This window comes from Streptococcus sanguinis, from assembly GCF_900475275.1.
Taxonomy (GTDB): domain Bacteria; phylum Bacillota; class Bacilli; order Lactobacillales; family Streptococcaceae; genus Streptococcus; species Streptococcus sanguinis_N.
On the sequence record NZ_LS483364.1, the window covers coordinates 57,715 to 77,419 of the forward strand.

Annotated in this window: 22 protein-coding genes; 21 read left to right on the top strand and 1 reads right to left on the bottom strand. The window is 43.5% G+C overall.

Translation table 11 applies throughout. The features are described from left to right. Positions 1–141 precede the first annotated feature (141 nt). The gene (locus DQM55_RS00365) at positions 142–858 is read right to left on the bottom strand and encodes a GntR family transcriptional regulator (protein WP_002907683.1); all 717 of its coding nucleotides are present in this window, start codon (positions 856–858) and stop codon (positions 142–144) included. A gap of 106 nt (positions 859–964) precedes the next feature. Between DQM55_RS00365 and DQM55_RS00370 the strand changes: the two genes are divergently transcribed. The 21 genes from DQM55_RS00370 to DQM55_RS00475 all read left to right on the top strand — a co-directional run bounded on the left by DQM55_RS00370 (position 965) and on the right by DQM55_RS00475 (position 19,434). Continuing rightward, complete coding sequence (locus tag DQM55_RS00370; RefSeq protein ID WP_002914223.1) at positions 965–2,785, top strand: glycoside hydrolase family 35 protein; 1,821 nt, start codon at positions 965–967, stop codon at positions 2,783–2,785. Further along, on the top strand, positions 2,782–3,258 hold the full coding sequence (locus tag DQM55_RS00375; protein ID WP_002898809.1) for a PTS system mannose/fructose/N-acetylgalactosamine-transporter subunit IIB: 477 nt from the start codon (positions 2,782–2,784) through the stop codon (positions 3,256–3,258). The genes DQM55_RS00370 and DQM55_RS00375 overlap by 4 nt, the downstream gene beginning before the upstream one ends. A gap of 25 nt (positions 3,259–3,283) precedes the next feature. Next, positions 3,284–4,189, top strand: a complete 906-nt coding sequence (locus tag DQM55_RS00380) for a PTS mannose/fructose/sorbose/N-acetylgalactosamine transporter subunit IIC (protein ID WP_002901969.1) — start codon at positions 3,284–3,286, stop codon at positions 4,187–4,189. Continuing rightward, positions 4,176–5,000, top strand: a complete 825-nt coding sequence (locus DQM55_RS00385; RefSeq protein ID WP_002914222.1) for a PTS system mannose/fructose/sorbose family transporter subunit IID — start codon at positions 4,176–4,178, stop codon at positions 4,998–5,000. Before DQM55_RS00380 ends, DQM55_RS00385 begins: the two co-directional genes overlap by 14 nt. An 11-nt stretch (positions 5,001–5,011) precedes the next feature. Then, complete coding sequence (locus tag DQM55_RS00390; protein WP_111675124.1) at positions 5,012–5,416, top strand: PTS sugar transporter subunit IIA; 405 nt, start codon at positions 5,012–5,014, stop codon at positions 5,414–5,416. Positions 5,417–5,728: 312 nt separating this feature from the next. Beyond that, positions 5,729–6,907 carry an SIS domain-containing protein gene (locus tag DQM55_RS00400; RefSeq protein WP_111675125.1) on the top strand — a complete coding sequence of 393 codons (1,179 nt, stop codon included), beginning with the start codon at positions 5,729–5,731 and terminating at the stop codon, positions 6,905–6,907. 14 nt (positions 6,908–6,921) lie between these two features. Then, complete coding sequence (gene lacD, locus DQM55_RS00405) at positions 6,922–7,959, top strand: tagatose-bisphosphate aldolase (RefSeq protein ID WP_111675126.1); 1,038 nt, start codon at positions 6,922–6,924, stop codon at positions 7,957–7,959. Between the two features lie 24 nt (positions 7,960–7,983). Continuing rightward, positions 7,984–9,030 carry an aldose epimerase family protein gene (locus DQM55_RS00410; protein WP_111675127.1) on the top strand — a complete coding sequence of 349 codons (1,047 nt, stop codon included), beginning with the start codon at positions 7,984–7,986 and terminating at the stop codon, positions 9,028–9,030. A 560-nt stretch (positions 9,031–9,590) separates the two neighbouring features. After that, positions 9,591–10,589: a Holliday junction branch migration DNA helicase RuvB gene (gene ruvB, locus DQM55_RS00415; protein ID WP_048773656.1), complete on the top strand. Its 999-nt coding sequence runs from the start codon at positions 9,591–9,593 to the stop codon at positions 10,587–10,589. Next, positions 10,586–11,155, top strand: coding sequence for a nucleotidyltransferase family protein (locus DQM55_RS00420; RefSeq protein WP_004184459.1), 570 nt, complete (start codon positions 10,586–10,588; stop codon positions 11,153–11,155). The genes ruvB and DQM55_RS00420 overlap by 4 nt, the downstream gene beginning before the upstream one ends. 275 nt (positions 11,156–11,430) lie before the next feature. After that, positions 11,431–11,853, top strand: a complete 423-nt coding sequence (locus DQM55_RS00425; RefSeq protein WP_048773659.1) for a low molecular weight protein-tyrosine-phosphatase — start codon at positions 11,431–11,433, stop codon at positions 11,851–11,853. Beyond that, the gene (locus tag DQM55_RS00430; RefSeq protein WP_002908432.1) at positions 11,846–12,271 is read left to right on the top strand and encodes an MORN repeat-containing protein; all 426 of its coding nucleotides are present in this window, start codon (positions 11,846–11,848) and stop codon (positions 12,269–12,271) included. Before DQM55_RS00425 ends, DQM55_RS00430 begins: the two co-directional genes overlap by 8 nt. Next, complete coding sequence (locus tag DQM55_RS00435; protein WP_048773663.1) at positions 12,261–14,066, top strand: acyltransferase family protein; 1,806 nt, start codon at positions 12,261–12,263, stop codon at positions 14,064–14,066. Before DQM55_RS00430 ends, DQM55_RS00435 begins: the two co-directional genes overlap by 11 nt. Positions 14,067–14,087: 21 nt before the next feature. Continuing rightward, a complete protein-coding gene (locus DQM55_RS00440) occupies positions 14,088–14,360 on the top strand; it encodes a hypothetical protein (RefSeq protein WP_002894417.1) in 273 nt (90 codons plus the stop codon). Position 14,361: 1 nt separating this feature from the next. After that, positions 14,362–14,721: a hypothetical protein gene (locus tag DQM55_RS00445; RefSeq protein ID WP_048773666.1), complete on the top strand. Its 360-nt coding sequence runs from the start codon at positions 14,362–14,364 to the stop codon at positions 14,719–14,721. Next, positions 14,712–16,337, top strand: coding sequence for an LXG domain-containing protein (locus tag DQM55_RS00450; protein ID WP_111675128.1), 1,626 nt, complete (start codon positions 14,712–14,714; stop codon positions 16,335–16,337). The genes DQM55_RS00445 and DQM55_RS00450 overlap by 10 nt, the downstream gene beginning before the upstream one ends. Before the next feature lie 14 nt (positions 16,338–16,351). Further along, entirely contained in the window at positions 16,352–16,978 is a 627-nt protein-coding gene (locus DQM55_RS00455) for a hypothetical protein (protein ID WP_111675129.1), read from the top strand. After that, on the top strand, positions 16,975–17,592 hold the full coding sequence (locus DQM55_RS00460; protein WP_111675130.1) for a hypothetical protein: 618 nt from the start codon (positions 16,975–16,977) through the stop codon (positions 17,590–17,592). Before DQM55_RS00455 ends, DQM55_RS00460 begins: the two co-directional genes overlap by 4 nt. Then, the gene (locus tag DQM55_RS00465; protein ID WP_111675131.1) at positions 17,589–18,215 is read left to right on the top strand and encodes a hypothetical protein; all 627 of its coding nucleotides are present in this window, start codon (positions 17,589–17,591) and stop codon (positions 18,213–18,215) included. The genes DQM55_RS00460 and DQM55_RS00465 overlap by 4 nt, the downstream gene beginning before the upstream one ends. Then, complete coding sequence (locus DQM55_RS00470) at positions 18,212–18,820, top strand: hypothetical protein (protein ID WP_111675132.1); 609 nt, start codon at positions 18,212–18,214, stop codon at positions 18,818–18,820. Before DQM55_RS00465 ends, DQM55_RS00470 begins: the two co-directional genes overlap by 4 nt. Then, on the top strand, positions 18,817–19,434 hold the full coding sequence (locus DQM55_RS00475) for a hypothetical protein (RefSeq protein ID WP_111675133.1): 618 nt from the start codon (positions 18,817–18,819) through the stop codon (positions 19,432–19,434). Before DQM55_RS00470 ends, DQM55_RS00475 begins: the two co-directional genes overlap by 4 nt. Positions 19,435–19,705 lie beyond the last annotated feature (271 nt).

The following is a 19,705-nucleotide window of genomic DNA, read 5'->3' on the forward strand; positions in this document are numbered from 1 at the left end:
TACTTTTTGACAGAATTCACCTTTTAATGAACAAAAATTACTAGAATGGATTGCAAATTGGTATAGATAGACTTATAATAGATATAAGTACACAAGATGAAAGAAAAAACGACAGCCGATTAGAAGCCATCGTTTTCAATCTTAGTGGTCCCGATTGCAGGAAATGAACTTAATCTTGAAGAAGTCACCGCGTTTGTAAGTTTCGCTGTACTCTAAGATCTGGCCAGTGCTTTCCAGCTGGGTAATCTTCACCTGATGAACAGTCGGGAAGTTGGTATCAACTTCCAGTACTTTCGCAACATCTTTTGGTGTTGGGAAGACAATTTCATTGGTCTCTTCAAAATGCTCATCATTCATGTGAATGTGGTAGTCAGTTTTGAAGCGATTGTAGATAGAGCTGTAGTAGTCCATATCTGGATAGTTAGGATTGATGTATTGCTCAGGGATATAGGTTTGGTGATAGATATAGACTTTATCGCCAGTCCGTCTGATCCGGTCAATCTTATAGTAGAACTGCGTTGGTGCCAGTTCTAGCTTATCCAAGATTTTCAGGTCATTCCCACGCTTGATGGAGAGAACAGTCACCTTATCTTTTTGGATAGGGAAGGTCTCAACGTCAGAAAATTCCACCAGCTTGTGCTTTCTTGCACGTGAAACGAAGGTTCCCTTGCCTTGCTGGCGGATGATGTAGCCATCGTTGGCCAGTTCATTCAAAGCGCGGACAACAGTAATGGAGCTGACATTAAACATCTGAATCAGCTCAGCCTCTGTGTAAAACTTATCGCCATTTTCAAATTTGCCAGAAATGATTTGCTGCTTGAGCTCATCTTTGATTTGTTGGTATTTTGGAATAGCCATTTTGTTCACCTCTCTTTTTTTACTTTTCTTACTTAAGATTTTAACATATTTTTAAAAAAAATGTTGACATTTATGCAAAAATTTATTATATTAATATTAATAAGAGATGAAAGCGGTTTTACACCGAAGGGAACATCAGATGGCAAGATTCAAAATTGGTCATTCTTTCTGTTTGGATGATCGGGAGTTTAAGATTTTATCGGGAGCCATTCACTATTTTCGGGTACAGCCTGAGGATTGGTATCATTCCCTTTATAATCTCAAAGCTCTGGGCTTTAATACAGTGGAGACCTATCTTCCCTGGAATATGCACGAACCCCAAAAAGGTGTCTTTGATTTCCAAGGGATTTTAGATATTGAGGCATTTTTACAGACGGCTCAGGATTTGGAACTTTATGCCATTATCCGCCCTTCGCCTTTTATCTGCGCGGAGTGGGAGTTCGGTGGTCTGCCGGCCTGGCTGCTCAATGAAAATATGCGCATCCGCTCATCAAATGAGGCCTTTCTGCAGGCTGTAGCCAGCTATTATGACGAGCTGCTGCCGCGACTGACTCCAAGGCTGCTGGACAATGGGGGAAATATCCTCATGATGCAGGTGGAAAATGAGTACGGTTCTTATGGGGAAGACAAGGCCTACCTGAGAGCAATCAGACAGCTCATGGAAGAACGAGGTGTAACCTGTCCGCTCTTTACTTCAGACGGGCCTTGGCGGGCTACGCTTCGAGCGGGTACGCTGATTGATGACGATGTCTTTGTGACAGGAAATTTCGGCTCCAAGGCAGATTACAATTTTGCCCAGCTGCAGGAATTCTTTGACGAGCATGGCAAAAAGTGGCCGCTCATGTGTATGGAGTTCTGGGATGGCTGGTTCAATCGCTGGAAAGAGCCTGTCATCAAGCGAGATCCAGACGAACTGGCTCAAGCTGTTCACGAAGTGCTCCAGCAGGGCTCAATCAATCTCTATATGTTTCATGGCGGTACCAACTTTGGCTTTATGAACGGCTGTTCGGCCAGAGGTGTCATTGACCTGCCACAGGTAACTTCCTATGACTATGATGCTCTACTTGATGAGCGAGGCAATCCGACGGATAAGTACTATGCAGTCCAGAGGATGCTGAAAGAGCATTATCCAGAGTATCCGCAGATGGAGCCGCTGGTGAAAGAGGCTTTTGAACTCAGGAATATTCCGCTCAGTCAGAAGGTCAGTCTCTTTGAGACACTGCCTGACTTGGCAGAGCCTATCGAAAGTCTCTATCCAATGAAGATGGAGGAGCTGGGGCAAAATGTCGGCTACTTGCTATATCGGACTTGGGCTAGTTGGGATGCTGATCAGGAAAGGCTCCGTGTCATTGACGGCCGCGACCGGATGCAGCTCTATGTGGACGGTCAGCACATTGCAACCCAGTACCAGACAGAAATCGGTCAGGATATTATGGTGGACGGCCAGAAAAAGGCAGAGCACCAGCTTGACATTCTGATGGAAAATATGGGCCGGGTCAATTATGGGCACAAACTCTTGGCAGATACCCAGCAGAAGGGCATTCGTACCGGTGTCTGCAAGGATCTGCACTTCCTGCTTGACTGGCAGCATTATCCACTGCCACTGGACCATCCAGAAAAGATCGACTTTTCAAAAGAGTGGCAGGAAAATCAACCAGCTTTCTACGCTTTTGACTTTAAAATGAAAGCGCTTAAAGATACTTATCTGGAACTGTCCGACTTTGGCAAGGGCGTCGTCTTTGTCAACGGTGTCAGCATTGGCCGCTTCTGGAATGTCGGACCGACCTTATCGCTTTATATCCCGCACAGCCTGCTCAGAGAAGGCGACAATCGCATCATTATCTTTGAGACAGAAGGGATCTATAGCGAAACCATTCACTTAGTTAACCAACCTACATTTAAAACAATAAAGGGGGAAAATCTATGACAATAGTAGGTGCACGTATCGATGGACGTTTGATCCATGGACAGGTAGCCAATCTTTGGACTACCAAGCTCAACATTTCACGCATTATGGTGATTGACGATGAGGTAGCTGAAAATGCTATCGAAAAGAGCGGGCTCAAGCTTGCAACGCCAGCTGGCGTGAAACTCAGTGTCTTGCCGATTGCTAAGGCAGCAGAAAATATCTTGGCTGGCAAGTATGATTCGCAGCGACTCTTGATTGTTGCTCGCAAGCCAGACCGCTTCCTGCGGTTGGTCGAAGCTGGTGTTCCGCTGGAAACGCTGAACGTCGGCAATATGTCTCAGTCAGACGAAACTCGCTCTATTACTCGCTCTATCAATGTGGTAGATGCAGATGTTGAAGCCTTTCACAAGCTTCATGAAAAAGGAGTAAAACTGACAGCGCAAATGGTTCCCAACGATCCGGTTGAGGACTTCATGAAGTTATTAAAATAAGACAAAATTTTAGGAGGACATTGTTATGATACAATGGTGGCAAATTTTACTACTCACTTTGTACTCAGCTTATCAAATCTGTGATGAGTTGACCATCGTTTCGTCAGCAGGATCTCCTGTATTTGCTGGTTTCATTACTGGCTTGATTATGGGCGATTTGACGACCGGTTTGTTTATTGGTGGTAGCCTGCAATTGTTCGTTCTTGGTGTGGGGACATTTGGTGGAGCTTCTCGTATTGATGCGACATCAGGTGCCGTTTTGGCGACAGCCTTCTCCGTAGCACAAGGCATTAAGCCAGAGTTGGCTATCGCGACAATCGCAGTACCGGTAGCAACTTTGCTAACTTACTTTGATATCTTAGGCCGTATGACAACGACTTATTTCGCGCACCGTGTGGATGCAGCAGTTGAACGCTTCGACTATAAAGGTATTGAACGCAACTATCTCTTAGGTGCCCTTCCTTGGGCTCTGTCTCGTGCCCTCCCAGTCTTTCTGGCTCTGGCATTTGGTGGAGCATTTGTACAAGCGATAGTAGATGGTGTTGCTGGTGTGAAATGGCTGGCTGCAGGATTGACACTGGCTGGTCGTATGTTACCAGGACTTGGATTTGCTATCTTGCTTCGTTACCTTCCAGTTAAACGTAATCTTCACTACTTAGCTCTTGGTTTTGGCTTGACGGCTATGCTGACTGTGCTTTACTCAAACATTCAAACTTTGGGTGGGGCTGTATCTAGTATTGTTGGGACTCTTCCAAAAGATGCTGCGATCACATTTGCCAACAACTTCAAAGGTTTGTCTATGATTGGTGTAGCTATCTTTGGTATCTTCCTTGCAGTACAGCATTTCAAATACAGCCAAAGAACAGTAGTTGCTGCGCCAGCTGCTAGCACAAAATCAGAAAGTGAGGAAATTGAAGATGACGAACTCTAATTATAAATTAACAAAAGAAGATTTTAAACAAATCAATAAACGCAGCTTGTTCACTTTCCAATTAGGCTGGAACTACGAGCGGATGCAAGGGTCAGGTTATCTCTACATGCTCTTGCCTCAGCTGCGCAAAATGTACGGAGATGGCACTCCAGAATTGCAAGAAATGATGAAATTGCATACGCAATTCTTCAATACATCACCTTTCTTCCACACCATTATTGCAGGTTTTGACCTAGCTATGGAAGAAAAAGACGGTGTTAAATCAAAAGATGCGGTCAATGGTATCAAGACAGGTCTTATGGGACCATTTGCTCCTCTTGGAGACTCCATCTTTGGCTCTCTTGTGCCAGCCATCATGGGATCTATCGCTGCTACCATGGCTATTGCAGGCCAGCCTTGGGGAATTTTCCTTTGGATTGCTGTAGCAGTTGCTTATGACATTTTCCGTTGGAAACAGTTAGAATTCGCCTACAAAGAAGGGGTCAATCTCATCACCAACATGCAAAGTACTTTGACAGCTCTTGTTGAAGCGGCTTCTGTATTGGGTATCTTTATGGTGGGTGGTTTGATTGCTACTATGATCAACTTTGAAGTATCCTGGGTATGGAACATCGGTGAAAAAGCTATTGATTTCCAAGACATGATGAATCTGATTTTCCCACGTTTGATTCCAGCAGTCTTTACAGGCTTTATCTTCTGGCTCTTGGGCAAGAAAGGAATGAACTCTACCAAGGCTATCTTCATTATCATTATCATGGCAGTAAGCTTCTCTGCTATCGGCTACTTCCTGCTGGGACAAGTGCCAGAATAATGGAGTGATTTATGAGTAAGAAATTAGTTTTAGTCAGTCATGGTCGCTTTTGTGAAGAACTGAAAACCACTACGGAAATGATTATGGGGCCTCAGGAAGATATCCATGCAGTAGCCCTGCTTCCGGAGGAAGGTCCAGAAGACTTCGTAGCTAAATTCTTAGAGACGGTCAAAGATTTTGAGGATTACTTGGTCTTTGCGGATCTCTTGGGGGGCACTCCTTGTAATGTAGTCAGCCGTTTCATTATGGAAGGACAGGATATCGAGCTTTATGCGGGGGTCAATCTGCCCATGGTCATTGAGTTTATTAACTCTTCTTTGACAGGAGCAGAAGTTAGCTATCCATCCAAGGCAGCAGAGAATATTGTTAAGGTCAATGATGTCTTGGCTGATCTAATGGATGATGAAGATGAATAAAAGCTTGAACAGCCACTTCTAGTTAGGTCAAGTCCTTGCGCTGTCAGCAGATGGGAGACTGATGATAGCTGAGGATTGACCACAGTGGTTGATTCAAGCATACTGGTCTAAGAGGAATTTGGGAGATGCCTCTTGGCCTAGGGAAATGGATGGTTCAGCATTGCAAAATGCAGTCGCTGTCTGGTTTGAAAAAGCTTGTTAAAAGCATATTTCAAGCCTAGCCATCGTCGCGGGGGTGGGACAGCGAGCCGAAAATCTTGGATTTTCTGGATTTCTGTCTCGCTCCCCCTTTTTTCAAAATAATGGAAAGGAATGAGAAAGAGAATGTTAGATTATTCACAGGAAGAATTGCAGCGTCTGGGGGCTGACATCACAACGAGAGAAATCTATCAGCAGCCTGAGGTTTGGCAGGAAGCCTTTGACAGTTACAAGGCTCAAGCCACAGCTATCGCTGCTTTTCTGAAAAAAATCGAGAACAAACATGACTACATCAAGGTCATTTTTTCCGGAGCTGGCTCATCAGCCTATGTCGGAGATACTTTGACTCCTTATTTTAGGCAGATTTATGATGAGCGCAAATGGAATTTCAACGCCATTGCAACGACAGATATCGTGGCCAACCCCTTGGTGCATCTGAAGAGAGAAGTACCGACGGTACTGGTTTCCTTTGCCCGCAGCGGAAATTCCCCAGAAAGTGTAGCGACCGTGGACTTGGCCAAGCAGTTGGTAGATGACTTGTACCAGATTACCATTACTTGTGCTGTCCAAGGCAAGCTAGCCCAGCAGGCCCAAGGTGATGAAAAGAATCTTTTGCTCCTGCAGCCGGAAGCTTCTAATGATGCTGGCTTTGCCATGACCTCTAGCTTCAGCTCTATGATGCTGACAGCCCTTTTGGTCTTTGACCGGGCTGAACTAGACCAGAAGGAAGCTAAGGTTGCGGCTTTGATTCAGCTCAGTCAAGATGTTTTAGGCCGCGTTGCAGATGTGCAGCAGCTGGTTGATTTGGATTTCAGTCGGGTCATTTATCTGGGGGTAGGGCATTTCTTTGGTTTGGCACATGAAGCCCAGCTTAAGATTTTAGAGTTGACAGCCGGCCAAATTGCGACCATGTACGAAAGCCCAGTCGGTTTCCGGCATGGACCTAAGTCGCTGATTAACCAAGACACCGTCGTTCTGGTCTTTGGTTCGGCAGATGCCTATACCAAGGCTTATGATTTGGATTTGGTGCGGGAAGTGGCTGGTGACGGGATTGTCCGCAGGCTGGTGATGCTGACTGACCGGGAGGAGCAGTTGGAAGGAGTCGAGCAAGTAGTGCTAAGTACCCAAGAGCCTCTGGGAGATAGCTATCGCATCTTCCCTTACATTGTTTACGCTCAGCTCTTTGCCCTCTTGTCCTCGCTCAAGGTCAAAAACCGTCCAGATACACCGTCTCCGACAGGCACGGTCAATCGTGTAGTACAGGGAGTTATCATTCACCCTTTTGGGCAGTAAGAAAAGGAAAAGTTATGGAGAAATTACAAATCAGTCACAAAAAAGTGAGCCATTTGAAAAAACTATCAAACGAGCAGGGGATTATCGGGGCTTTGGCCATTGACCAGCGTGGCTCGCTCAAGAAAATGCTGGCCAGCGGAGAAGATGCGCCATCTGGTGACCAAGCTCTGGTTCAGTTTAAAGAATTAATCTCTAGTCAGCTGACGCCCTATGCCAGCTCCATCCTGTTGGATCTGGAGTTCGGTCTGCCAGCAGCCGAGCTGCGAGCTGCGTCCTGTGGGCTAATAGTGGCCTACGAGAAGACCGGCTATGATGCGACAGCCGAGGGCCGCCTGCCGGACTTGCTGCCTAACTGGTCAGCTAGTCGCATCCGAGACATGGGCGCAGATGCCGTTAAGGTCTTGATTTACTATGATGTGGACGACAAGCCAGAAATCAACGATATCAAGCAGGCCTGGGTTGAGCGCGTGGGCAGTGAATGCTTAGCTGAGGATATTCCCTATTTTCTGGAGATTTTGACCTATGACGCTAAGAGTGACAGTGTCTTGGACGCTAACTATGCCAAGCTTAAGCCGCATAAGGTCAACGAGGCAGTCAAACTCTTTTCAGATTCCCGCTATCATGTAGATGTCTTAAAGGTTGAAGTGCCGGTCAATATGAACTTTGTCGAGGGCTTCACAAAAGAAGGAGTTCAGCCAGTCTACAGCGTGACGGAAGCCCGAGCTTTCTTTAAAGAACAGTCAGATGCGACGCACTTGCCTTTCATTTTCCTCAGCGCTGGTGTCAGTGCCGAGCTTTTCCAAGAAACGCTGCGGCTAGCCCATGAAGCGGGCTCACAGTTTAACGGCGTTCTGTGTGGACGGGCTACCTGGAAGGATGCAGTCTCAGTCTTTGCCCAAGAGGGAGCTGCAGCAGCTCAAGCGTGGCTGGACGAGACAGGCCGTCAGAATATCGAGGATCTTAATCAAGTCTTGCGCCAAACAGCGGTGTCTTGGGTGGACAAGCTTGACCTGCCTTTTGAAGACAGGACTTGGCAAGTTCGTGATTTTTAGCAGGATAGATAAAAGAGGTTTTGTATGAAATCTTACCGAGAATCCATTTTTGGCAAGCTGGGCGGTCAGGAGATTCTGGCTTATACTTTTGAAAACGATCGAGGTTATCGACTGACAGTCATGAACTACGGAGCGACCGTCATCCAGTATGTCACTCCTGATAAAAATAATCACTTTGACAATATCGTCGTTGGCTTTGATCAGTTTGAGGACTATATTGGGAACAGCCCTAAGCACGGAGCCAGCATTGGTCCAGTTGCTGGACGTATTGCTGGTGCAACATTTGATCTGAATGGTCAGACCTTTCAGCTAGAGGCCAATAATGGCTTAAACTGCAACCATAGTGGATCCAGCGGCTGGGACAGTAGCGTTTTTGAAGTAGAGGAAGTCAGTAATGACGGACTTACCTTTTATACAGAGCGGACTGACGGAACTGGCGGCTTCCCGGGCAATCTGAAAATCTGGATTTCCTATACCCTGACAGAGAAGGGCAAGCTGGAAATCTCCTATCAAGTCCAGACAGATCAAGATACCTTGGTCAATCCGACCAACCACAGCTATTTCAACCTGTCAGGTCGTTTCAATCAGCCCATTGATGACCATATCCTGCAGCTCAATACTGGTGGTGTCTATCCTATCGCAGCTGACGGTCTTCCTGAAAAAAAGGCTGATGCAGAGCGTGACTTTGTCAAGAAGCTGACCAAGGGCGCTTCCCTTAAAGAAATTTTCGCTGCGACCGATGAGCAAATTCGGCTAGTATCTGGCTTGGATCATCCTTTTGCTCTAAACCCAAGCCGAGATCAGGCAGGGACGCTCTATTATCCAGCATCGGGCCGCCGCCTGACTATTGAGACTCAGGCGCCCTGCTTAGTGATTTATTCAGCGAATTGTGTGGATGATTCGGTTCAGTTTGACGGCCAGCCTATGATTCAGCATAATGGCTTGGCTCTGGAAGCCCAGGCCCTGCCGGATGCCATTCACAGCAGCCAGCAGTCAGATGTCATTCTCAAGGCCGGTCAGATTTTTACCAGCAGGACGGTGTATTTTGCTGATGTACCAGCAACTTTATAAAGAAACAATCGCGAAAGAGCACAAAAAACGGCAGTACCTCCTTCTGCCGTTTTTCTTGGTCCAGTTTTCAGAGACTATGTTTTCATAAGTAGCTAATCTTAAGCAAGGAAAAAGGCTCCACTATCAAAAGCAAAATCTTTTTTGCTAACTGAATTTTACTTTAAGTTTTTCTTAAGCTAAGGCTGCTATACTTATTCTTATCAAATGAAGCCCCCTAACTTTGTTTGATAATCCTAAACTTTTTCATAATAATCTCCCATAAAGGCCACCCAATCCGGTGGTCTTTTTTTGCTCAAATTTTAGAATAAGACAGGATGTTTATCGGATTGTAACTCAAATGTTAAATTTTAAAGGATACGTTATACAAAGTTAAGGTTTCTTTAAGTTAGGGGCAGTATACTATGAGTATCAAATGAAGACCTCCTAACTTTATTTGATAGAAATCCTAAACTTTTTCATAATAATCTCCCATAAAGGCCACCCAATCCGGTGGTCTTTTTTTGTGTTCAGACGCGAATTAGATTTGCTTCCTCGGCTTTATTTTCTGCTATAATAGTTCTATGAGTAGAATTTTAGATAATGAATTAATGGGCGATGAGGAATTAGTGGAGCGCACCTTGCGTCCCCAGTATTTACAGGAGTATATCGGTCAGGACAAGGTCAAGAACCAGCTGAAGATTTTTATTGAAGCGGCTAAGCTAAGGGATGAGGCGCTGGACCACACCCTGCTTTTTGGCCCTCCAGGTCTGGGGAAGACGACCATGGCCTTTGTCATTGCCAATGAACTAGGCGTAAATCTCAAGCAGACTTCTGGTCCGGTGATTGAAAAGTCCGGTGATTTGGTTGCGATCTTAAATGACCTTGAACCGGGTGATGTCCTCTTTATAGATGAGATTCACCGCTTGCCAATGGCAGTAGAGGAAGTGCTGTACAGCGCTATGGAAGACTTTTACATCGACATTATGATTGGCTCAGGTGAGACCAGTCGCAGCGTCCATCTGGATTTGCCGCCTTTCACTCTGATTGGGGCGACCACTCGGGCAGGCATGCTGTCCAATCCTCTGCGGGCTCGCTTTGGAATTACTGGTCATATGGAGTATTATGAAACTGGCGACTTGACGGAAATTGTCGAGCGGACTGCAGAGATTTTTGAGATGGATATTACCCACGAGGCTGCGAAGGAGCTGGCTCTGCGTAGTCGAGGCACTCCGCGGATTGCCAATCGTTTGCTCAAGCGGGTGCGGGATTACGCGCAGATTATGGGCAATGGCCTGATTGATGATAAGATAACCGATCAGGCTCTCTCCATGCTGGATGTGGACCAGGAAGGGCTGGACTATGTGGATCAGAAGATTTTGAAGACTATGATTGAGGTCTATGGTGGCGGTCCGGTAGGGCTGGGAACCCTCTCGGTCAATATTGCTGAGGAGCGTGAAACAGTGGAGGACATGTATGAGCCTTACCTAATTCAGAAAGGCTTTGTCATGCGGACACGGACTGGGCGCGTGGCTACCCGCAAAGCCTATGAGCATTTAGGATATGAGTATATGAAGGAATGATGACAGAAAAGGAGATTTTAGACCGACTAGGTCAAGCTCCAGACATCCGAGGAATTTTGGAAATTATTCGCAGTCTGGAGCTCAAGGATTCTTGGTTAGCGGCTGGATGTGTGAGGAATTTTATCTGGAATATGCTGTCAGAGCGACCAGGTTTTGATTCTGACACGGATGTAGATGTCATTTTCTTTGATCCGACTTATGCTGAGGCAGAGAGGATAGAGCTGGAAGCCAAGCTCAAGGCAGACTGGCCACAGTATCGATGGGAGCTGAGAAATCAAGCCTATATGCACCGCCATAGTCCTGGAACGGCGCCTTATAAAAATGCTCGCGAAGCCATGAGTAAGTATCCTGAGCGCTGCACGACTATCGGACTGCGCTTGCTGGCAAATGATAAACTGGAACTTTTTGCTCCCTATGGTTTGAAGGATATCTTAAACTTTCAGGTCAGACCGACTCCTCATTTTCTTGAAAATAAGGAGCGTCAGCGTGTCTATGCTGAGCGCTTGGCTAAGAAGAACTGGCAGAAACGCTGGCCGCAGCTGGAATATCACTATCCTGATAAATAGGTATAAGCTAAGAGTAAAATGTTTAAGTTATTTTAAGGAAGTTTTAAGAAATGGATATTATACTATAACCAAGTTAAGAAATTAACTTAACTCCTAAAACTTTTTTCTTTTTAAAAAATAATCTCCCTACAAAAAGCCACCAAACGGTGGTTTTTTGCTATTTTCAGACATAATAGGAGTAGGGCTTGCCAGTTTTCAACGAGAATCAGGAAACTGTAAACGATTCAGGGCTAGTTTTTGCCATTATTTTGTTATAATAGATAGCGAGGTATTCTATGAAGAAAATTGTATTTGTATGTTTGGGCAACATCTGCCGCAGTCCGATGGCAGAGTTTGTCATGAAGAGTTTAACAGACCAGTTGAAAATCGAGAGCCGGGCAACTTCAAGCTGGGAGCACGGCAATCCCATTCATCAGGGAACACAGGCTATTTTTGAGAAATATGCCATTTCTTATGATAGGGACAAGACTTCTCAGCAGATTTCGGCAGCGGATTTTGCGGATTTTGACTACGTCATCGGTATGGATGAAAGCAATGTCCGAGATTTGAAGCGGATGGCGCCCGAGGATTTTCAGTATAAAATTTATCAGTTTGAGGAAGAAAGTGTGCCAGATCCTTGGTACACAGGAGATTTTGATCAAACCTATGATTTGGTCTTGGCTGGCTGCAAGAAGTGGCTGGAGCGTTTGGATGGATAGGAATATGGATAAAGTAAAAGAATTTTACGATAAATACAAGGTCTATCTGACCCGGCAGAATTTAGAACTTTTGGCTGTAACGGTTATTGTGCTGTCAGCTATTCTGGTCTTTACCTCGGGGATTCCTGGTAAGGGCGTTTTAACGCTGGATCAGGGCAAGATCAAGTATGACGGGACCTTGGTTCGCGGGAAGATGAACGGTCAGGGGACTATGACTTTTCAAAATGGGGATAGTTATACCGGTCAATTTCGCAATGGCATCTTTGACGGCAAAGGGACTTTTACCTCGCAGGCTGGCTGGAAATATGAAGGGGACTTCAGCAAGGGTCAGGCCGACGGACAAGGAAAGCTAACGACAGAAGGCAATGTCGTTTATGAAGGAACGTTTAAACAAGGAATTTATCAAAATGCGCATTAAATGGTTTTCGCTCGTCAGAATCACGGGGCTGCTTCTAGTTCTGCTTTATCATTACTTCCAGGGCGTTTTCCCTGGCGGTTTTATTGGCGTGGATATCTTCTTTACCTTTTCTGGATTCTTGATTACATCTCTGCTTATTGACGAGTTTGCCAAGAAGAAAGAAATCGATATCCAAGGCTTTTTCAAACGGCGTTTTTATCGGATTGTACCGCCTCTGGTCTTTATGATTTTAGTCGTTATGCCCTTTACTTTCTTAATCCGTAAGGATTTTGTGGCTGGGATTGGGACGCAGATTGCGGCTGCTTTGGGCTTTGTGACCAACTTTTATGAAATGCTCTCAGGCGGCAGTTATGAGAGTCAATTTGTGCCGCACATCCTGATCCACACTTGGAGTCTGGCTTTAGAAGTGCACTATTATGTTCTTTGGGGGCTGGCTGCTTGGGGCTTGGGCAAGGTTGCCAAGTCAACGGCCCGCTATCGCGGCATGATTGCACTAGTTTCTGCAGGTCTCTTTTTGCTCAGCTTTGTATCAATGTTTGCTGGTGCTTTGACCACTAAGAATTACTCTGACATTTATTTCTCAAGTTTGACCCACGTCTTTCCTTTCTTTGCAGGAAGCATCCTAGCAACCTTATCTGGCGTCGGCCATGTCAGCAGTCGCTTTAAGATGCTGGAAGAAAAGCTGGCTCTCAAGCAAGTGCTAGGAATTATGGGTGGCAGTGCAGCTGTTTTGCTTTTGCTCAGCTTCCTACTCAAGTTTGATAACCTTTGGACCTACCTGGTAGGATTCTTGATTTCGACTATCTTGGCCTGTCTGATGATTTTGGCTGCCAGGATGCTGCATGACAAGCTCCCAGATGTGAAGGAACCTAGCCTTATCAACTTTATCGCAGATACTAGCTATGGTGTTTATCTCTTCCACTGGCCATTCTATATTATCTTTAGCCAGCTGATGAGTAACGGTTTGGCTGTTCTCTTGACCACGCTGCTGTCTCTTACCTTTGCAGCCTTGTCTTTCTATATCTTGGAGCCAACTCTTGCTGGTCGTCAGCCAGTTATCATGGGGACCAAGATGGATCTATCGTCTCTTACTAGGCCAATCTTTTACAGCATGATTCCGCTGACTTTGATTATGTTCTTTATCTCGGTGACAGCACCCAAGGTAGGAGCTTTTGAGGAAAGTTTGATTGTCAATGCTCTGAATCAAGCAGACACTAAGATGCAGACAACTCGCAGTCAGGTTGATCAGTCCAAGGCGACTGAGTATAATGTGGCGGACGGAATTACCATGATTGGTGACTCGGTTGCCCTGCGCTCAAGCGATCAATTGCAGCAGATCTTGCCAGGAATCGAGCTAGATACTGTCGTTAGCCGCAGTCTGAGCACAGGCTTAGAGGTCTACAAGACAGATATTGCTAATAGAGTACTGAAGAAGCAGGTTGTCCTGGCTCTCGGGACCAATTCGTCTGGTTATTCGAATGAGCTTTTGGATGAGTATGTTTCCAGCCTGCCTAAGGGACATCAACTGATCCTCGTGACCCCTTATGACGGTCGCTCAGAGGGCGGTGTTTTAGCCCAGCAGCGGGAGTATGAGCTGGAATTAGCCAAAAAGTACGACTATGTCTTTGTGGCTGACTGGCATCAAACTGCTATCGAAAATCCGCAGATTTGGGAAGGGACAGACTATGTCCACTTTGGCTCAAACTCAGAGTCCATCATTGAGGGGGGAACTCTCTATGCCAATACCATTAAGCAAGCCATAGATGAAGCAAATTCTGGCAATGTGAAACCATAAATTCCAAAAGGAGAAGCAACAATGGGACAAATTAAATCAAGCGCCATTTCAGCTGGCTCTGCTATCAGTGAGCTAGTTGGAGTTGATACTAGCAATGCACAAAATCAACAAGTCGAATTTTCCTATACAACAGGGATTGCTGGGATGGAAGCTGGCCGTCAGGCCTGCAATCAAATGCTACAGGCTGTCAGTGACTTCAGCTCAGCTGTTCTGACTCAGGCCAATAAATTTCCAGAAATTGCTGCAAAAATTGAGAAACGCGATATAGAGGAAGCCAAGCGCTGGGAGAGTTGAGATGAAGGCAGATAAAAGCGAAAAAGAACGCCAGGCACTTTACGAAAAAATCCTCAAAGTCGACCAAAAAGAAGACGAATTTATGACGATGAAACGTCAATACGAGATTTCCCTGGCGAATTTTGCGACGGATTTCCAATACTTGACGACCCGAATGGAACATCTACTTTATGAACACCCTCAAAGCTCTGCTGCCCTCAGTCGTGATTTATCAGAAACTCAGTATCTTAACCGACAGGTTAAGAACTATGTGGATGTTCAGATGGATGAACTTGGAAAGCTCAGTCGTCAAACAAGAAAGACTATGGAAGAAGAGCGAGACAAACTGACCAAAGAAAGGAATAGTCTGCCATGGGAGTAAAATATAGTGCAGCAGATTCAGCCCAGCTTATCCAAGCGATGACCAGCAACCTTCAAGTAGCCAATCAAGTGACCGATCGTCTATCTAGTGGCTGCGACCATCTGATTGCCTCTTTGGAGTCGGGTGAGCTGCAGGGAGCGGCTTATACAGCGGGGAAAGGCTTATTTACTGAGGTAATCATCCCTGCCATCAAGAAGTTGCAAGAGGCTATTGATGATATTCAGGGAGAGCTTGCTTCCTATAAAAGTGCTGATTCCGAGGTGGCTGGATATGGCGAATTGGACTTGGATCTACTGAAGGAACAGCTGAAAATAAAAAATGAGCAACTGGCAAAAGTAGAAAAGCAGATTGCAGATAATCAAGATTTTTTCCGTAATGCAGGAGCTCTGCTGACAGGTAAGTTGGGAGAGCTTTTATCTCAGACATCTGCTTTAATGGAAGTTGAAACTCAACTAAATATCGGTATTCGAGAAATTCAAGAAAAAATAGACAAACTGGAATGGTTTGTGGATCAGGTGTCCCAGTATTTCACAGATAGTCTGCAGGTTTTGGGTTTAGCTATCCAAGGAGCGACGCAGCTTAGTCAGGTATTGGTAGACAGTGAGGGTAATTACTCTACTGATGGTATAGATATGAGTTGGTCTACTAAGATGAAGGCTCAGAAGATTCAGACTATTTCGAAGAAAAAATATCTAGAGCCTAAAGAACGATTGATTCAAGAAGCTTCTCGGAATATGATGCTATCGGATGAAGGGGATGCCTATTATCGTAGTCAACTCAAGGAAAAGTTAAAGGGGAAACCGCGTTCAGAATGGGATAAGATTGTTGATGATTATAATCATACTCTAAAGATTGACAATGAAGGCAATATAATTGATATTTTTGATTTTAGAGCTTATAAGGATCGTCATTATCAAAAAGATGATAACTTTTCTGTACTAAAAAATGGAAAGTATGATAGTGCTTATACGAGAATGGTCAATGAAAAATACCAAGAACTTATTCAAGAAAATTTTGAAGCTAATTCTGTTGACTTGGCTAAGGGAGTAGTAGAAATTTTAGCTGGTCTTGGTATTTATGCTGGTACTTCTCTAGGAGCAGCTTTTGCTTTGGAGTGGGCTCCACTAACTGGAGGTGGCTCGGCGCTAGTAGCAGCAGCAGCTGTAGAAGCAGGGTATATTACTGCAGAAGGCCTAGTTGTAGATGGGACTTTGTCAGTTGCTAGAACTCTTTATGAAATTGATACAGCGAATTTAGGAGTTACCCTCAGTGCAGCTAGTAACTATAACAGCTGGCAGGCAAATAAACCGACGAGTAAGACCATTTCCGGCAGAGGTGGTAAACTAATTGAAGCCCGAGTAGGAAATCGAAAAGTGAAGCTTCGTGTGGATTGGGAGCCAACTAGTGGTACTAATGGTGATGGAGTGTTCCAGGTTCAATCTGGAAGTGGAAAGTCGGGGTATTCTATCGATGAGCATATTGATATAGGAAAAATATCAGATAGAAATTCAGTAATGAATTGGGTAAATAAAACAAGGAGACTGAAAAATCTTAATGAGAGTGTCAAAAATGAAATTGTAGATAGAATTTGGAAAACTTTTCAAAATAATTACTGAAATTAGGAGAGAACATGAGACTATATATCAAAAGTGATTTTAAGAAAAAAATAACATTTACTACTAGAGAGCTTGTTTGGAAGATGTGGTTTAAAGAATGGAATGGCCATTTGATTACTACTTCTAATGTGGGTGATAATGAGATGTTACAAGATGATTTCTTTTTTGGAGTTCAATTTGATAAATGGCGATTTAATGATAAACGATGGAATCATATACCATACGACAAGAGCGATCCTTGGAATTCGTTTTCTGATGAAAATATTCAATTGGAATTTGAAAATGATTTTATTACTGATGGGAGAGAACGTGGAGAAAACCTTAGGATTGCTACGACACATACAGATATTTTAACGGTTGATAAACGTGCTATGTATATCATGGCAGTCGAGATAGCTTCTGCTATTGATGGGCAGATTAGTGAGGATGACAAAGAGACCTGGATTGATGTAGAGACTTTTAAGGAGTTGCACAAGGACGTCTTATCACTAACCTACGATCAAGCAACTGATATCAGTGTGGAGGAACTGAAAAGTATGAAACCTGTAGAGGACCTTTTGTGGGATGAAGAGGAACGGCTTCATGAAGAATACATCAAAATCCATGGTGAACGAGTTTATGACGATGAGGAAGATGAGTGAGACTATACATTAAAGGCAACTACGAAGCTAATATCTATCAAGCTAGTATGGAATATCCTTGGAAAATGTGGTTCAAGGAACGTAAGGGAGTGAAAGTTGGTTTTTCTTACGCATGTGATGATGATTTTTATTTTAGCGTTAGTTTGGACAAATTTTCTTCAAATGATGAGCGTTGGGGAATGGCTGATTTTAGAATAGGAAAAGACTCTTGGGCGACTTTTAAGCGTGAAAATTTAAATCTAAATTTTGAAGATTCTTATGAAAGTGATGGGCGAGAAAAAGGAGACTATCTTCGAATCATCACGACTCATAAGGATATTCTAGCGGTTGATAAGCGAGCTCTCTGTATCATGGCGATTGAAGTAGCATCTGCTATTGACGGTCAAATCAGCGAAGACGACAAAGAAACATGGCTGAGTGTTGAAGAATTCAAAACAAAACATAAAGACCTACTGAATTTGACCTACGACGAAGCAGTCGATATTAGTTTAGAAGAGATGAAGGTTATGAAAGCCATTGACGAGCCACTCTGGGAAGAATTGGATAGGAAGCGCGAGGAGTATATCCGAATTCATGGAGAGGTAGAGTTGGACGATGATGAGGAAGGCGAGTGAGAATTTATATAAAAGGCGATTACACCAAAGAAATTCCATTTGATTACTTAGAACTAGCGAAGAGAATGTGGTTTGATACTAAAGATGGTAAGCGAGTAGATTTTTCTTATTTTGGAAATACTCGCCCATTTAAAACAGACCCAACTATTCACTTGAAATTGAATAAGTGGATGCATGATAATAGATGGAATAATGTTCAGTTGAAAGAAGGGATTACCAACAAATTTGGGAGTCATGTATATGAAAATCTTGAATTAGATTACGAAGATAATCCAGCAACAGACTATCGAGAAAAAGGAGACTGTCTACGTTTAGCTTCTACCCACCTTGAACTTCTCACCGTTGATAAACGTGCCTTCTATATTATGGCGATTGAAATTGCGACTGCTATTGATGGTCAGATTAGCGAAGATGATAAAGAGAGCTGGTTAAGTGTGGAGGAATTTAAAAAAAGGCATGAAGATATCCTTTCGATGAGTTATGAACAGGCTAATGAGATGAGTCTTGGAGAAATTCCGTTTATGGATGATGTTCGAGATCCAGTTTGGGAAGAAGACGACCGCAGGAATGAAGAATACATCAAAATCCATGGAGAAGTGGAGTTGGATGACGAGGACGAATGAAATTATACTTAAAAGGCGATTATACAAAAAAGATACCTTATGGTTATTTAGAACTAGCTGGCAAAATGTGGTTTCCAGAAGATGAGCAAATTTCTTACTCAAATGCTGGGAACAATGATGCATTACAAGAAGATTTTTTCTCAAATTTATCCTTGAGGAAAGGCACTGCTGATAAGAGATGGTCTAGTGTCCCCCTAAAGGAAGGCGTAAGAAGTCTCTTTTCACATATTGAGGAATGTATTGAAATCAATTTTGAAGATGCAGTTGCTACAGATTTTAACGAAAAGGGAGACTATCTCCGAATTTTAACCAGCCATCTGGAAGTTTTGACAATAGATAAACGAGCCATGTACATTATGGCGCTTGAGATTGCAAAGGTTATTGACGGGCAAATTAGCGAGGATGGCAAGAATAGCTGGTTGACAATTGAGGAGTTTAAAAGAAAACATGAGACTATTCTATCTCTAACTTTTGAAGAAGCAAATGAACTAAGTTTGACAGAAATTCAAACGATGGATGTTGTAGACGATCCTCTTTGGGAGGAAGAAGCCAATAGTCGAAAAGAATATATACTAGCACATGGAGGCGATATCTCAGATTTATGAGACTATATATTAAAGGTGATTATACTAGAAAAGTGCCATTTGGCTACAGAGAACTCGCATGGAAAATGTGGTTTAAAGAAAGAAATGGCCAAAAAATAAGTTTCTCAAATGTTGGGAATGACGAGATGTTGCAAAATGACTTCTATTTATCTTTGCGGTTAGATAAGTGGGGAGCAAGTGGCTCCTGTTGGAAAGATGCCAAGGTTAAAGGTGGCAGTGCAATAAATTCCCAAAAATATGAAAATATTGATTTGGATTATGAGGGAAGTTATGAAAGCGACGGTAGAGAAAAGGGAAAATATCTAAGAATCGCTTCTAATTATTTGGATGTTTTAACAGTTGATAAGCGTGCTATGTATATTATGGCGCTTGAAATTGCGATTGCTATTGATGGACAAATCAGTGAAGATGATAAGAAAACATGGCTAACAGTCGAGGAATTCAAGGAAAAGCACCAAGATATCTTATCTCTAACCTTTGATGAAGCAAATGAGATGAGCCTGGAAGAAATTCAGACGATTGATGCTATTGACGATCCCATCTGGGAAGAGTTGGATAGAAAACGCGAAGAATATATCAAAATACATGGTGAACGTGTTTATGATGACGATTGAGATTATTAAAAATGGGAATTAAGGTTCATCTTTTATAAGTTTATAAAGTAAAGATCAGCTCGGTTCGTCCGAGCTTTTTATATTTAAATAAAGAAAGCGCTTTCATATATTATGTGAAAGTAAAAGTATGTGAAATCTCTAAAAAATAAAAAATTTTTTCACAATGACTAAAAGAATAGGCTGTAAAATAAGTGAATTTGTTATGTATTTCACAAATTAATAGAGAAAAGTTTGTGAATGTTAAGTGAAAGTGTTTACAAAAATCGTTAAA

Excerpts from the sequence above, each read along its gene's own strand:
- DQM55_RS00375 (WP_002898809.1), top strand. The coding sequence starts at position 2,782 with ATGACAATAGTAGGTGCACGTATCGATGGACGTTTGATCCATGGACAG.
- lacD (WP_111675126.1), top strand. The coding sequence starts at position 6,922 with ATGGAGAAATTACAAATCAGTCACAAAAAAGTGAGCCATTTGAAAAAA.
- DQM55_RS00475 (WP_111675133.1), top strand. The coding sequence starts at position 18,817 with ATGAGACTATATATTAAAGGTGATTATACTAGAAAAGTGCCATTTGGC.
- DQM55_RS00455 (WP_111675129.1), top strand. The coding sequence starts at position 16,352 with ATGAGACTATATATCAAAAGTGATTTTAAGAAAAAAATAACATTTACT.
- DQM55_RS00430 (WP_002908432.1), top strand. The coding sequence starts at position 11,846 with ATGGATAGGAATATGGATAAAGTAAAAGAATTTTACGATAAATACAAG.
- DQM55_RS00380 (WP_002901969.1), top strand. The coding sequence starts at position 3,284 with ATGATACAATGGTGGCAAATTTTACTACTCACTTTGTACTCAGCTTAT.
- DQM55_RS00385 (WP_002914222.1), top strand. The coding sequence starts at position 4,176 with ATGACGAACTCTAATTATAAATTAACAAAAGAAGATTTTAAACAAATC.
- DQM55_RS00365 (WP_002907683.1), bottom strand. The coding sequence starts at position 858 with ATGGCTATTCCAAAATACCAACAAATCAAAGATGAGCTCAAGCAGCAA.
- DQM55_RS00370 (WP_002914223.1), top strand. The coding sequence starts at position 965 with ATGAAAGCGGTTTTACACCGAAGGGAACATCAGATGGCAAGATTCAAA.
- DQM55_RS00400 (WP_111675125.1), top strand. The coding sequence starts at position 5,729 with ATGAGAAAGAGAATGTTAGATTATTCACAGGAAGAATTGCAGCGTCTG.
- DQM55_RS00390 (WP_111675124.1), top strand. The coding sequence starts at position 5,012 with ATGAGTAAGAAATTAGTTTTAGTCAGTCATGGTCGCTTTTGTGAAGAA.
- DQM55_RS00425 (WP_048773659.1), top strand. The coding sequence starts at position 11,431 with ATGAAGAAAATTGTATTTGTATGTTTGGGCAACATCTGCCGCAGTCCG.
- DQM55_RS00470 (WP_111675132.1), top strand. The coding sequence starts at position 18,212 with ATGAAATTATACTTAAAAGGCGATTATACAAAAAAGATACCTTATGGT.
- ruvB (WP_048773656.1), top strand. The coding sequence starts at position 9,591 with ATGAGTAGAATTTTAGATAATGAATTAATGGGCGATGAGGAATTAGTG.
- DQM55_RS00410 (WP_111675127.1), top strand. The coding sequence starts at position 7,984 with ATGAAATCTTACCGAGAATCCATTTTTGGCAAGCTGGGCGGTCAGGAG.
- DQM55_RS00440 (WP_002894417.1), top strand. The coding sequence starts at position 14,088 with ATGGGACAAATTAAATCAAGCGCCATTTCAGCTGGCTCTGCTATCAGT.
- DQM55_RS00450 (WP_111675128.1), top strand. The coding sequence starts at position 14,712 with ATGGGAGTAAAATATAGTGCAGCAGATTCAGCCCAGCTTATCCAAGCG.
- DQM55_RS00420 (WP_004184459.1), top strand. The coding sequence starts at position 10,586 with ATGATGACAGAAAAGGAGATTTTAGACCGACTAGGTCAAGCTCCAGAC.
- DQM55_RS00445 (WP_048773666.1), top strand. The coding sequence starts at position 14,362 with ATGAAGGCAGATAAAAGCGAAAAAGAACGCCAGGCACTTTACGAAAAA.
- DQM55_RS00435 (WP_048773663.1), top strand. The coding sequence starts at position 12,261 with ATGCGCATTAAATGGTTTTCGCTCGTCAGAATCACGGGGCTGCTTCTA.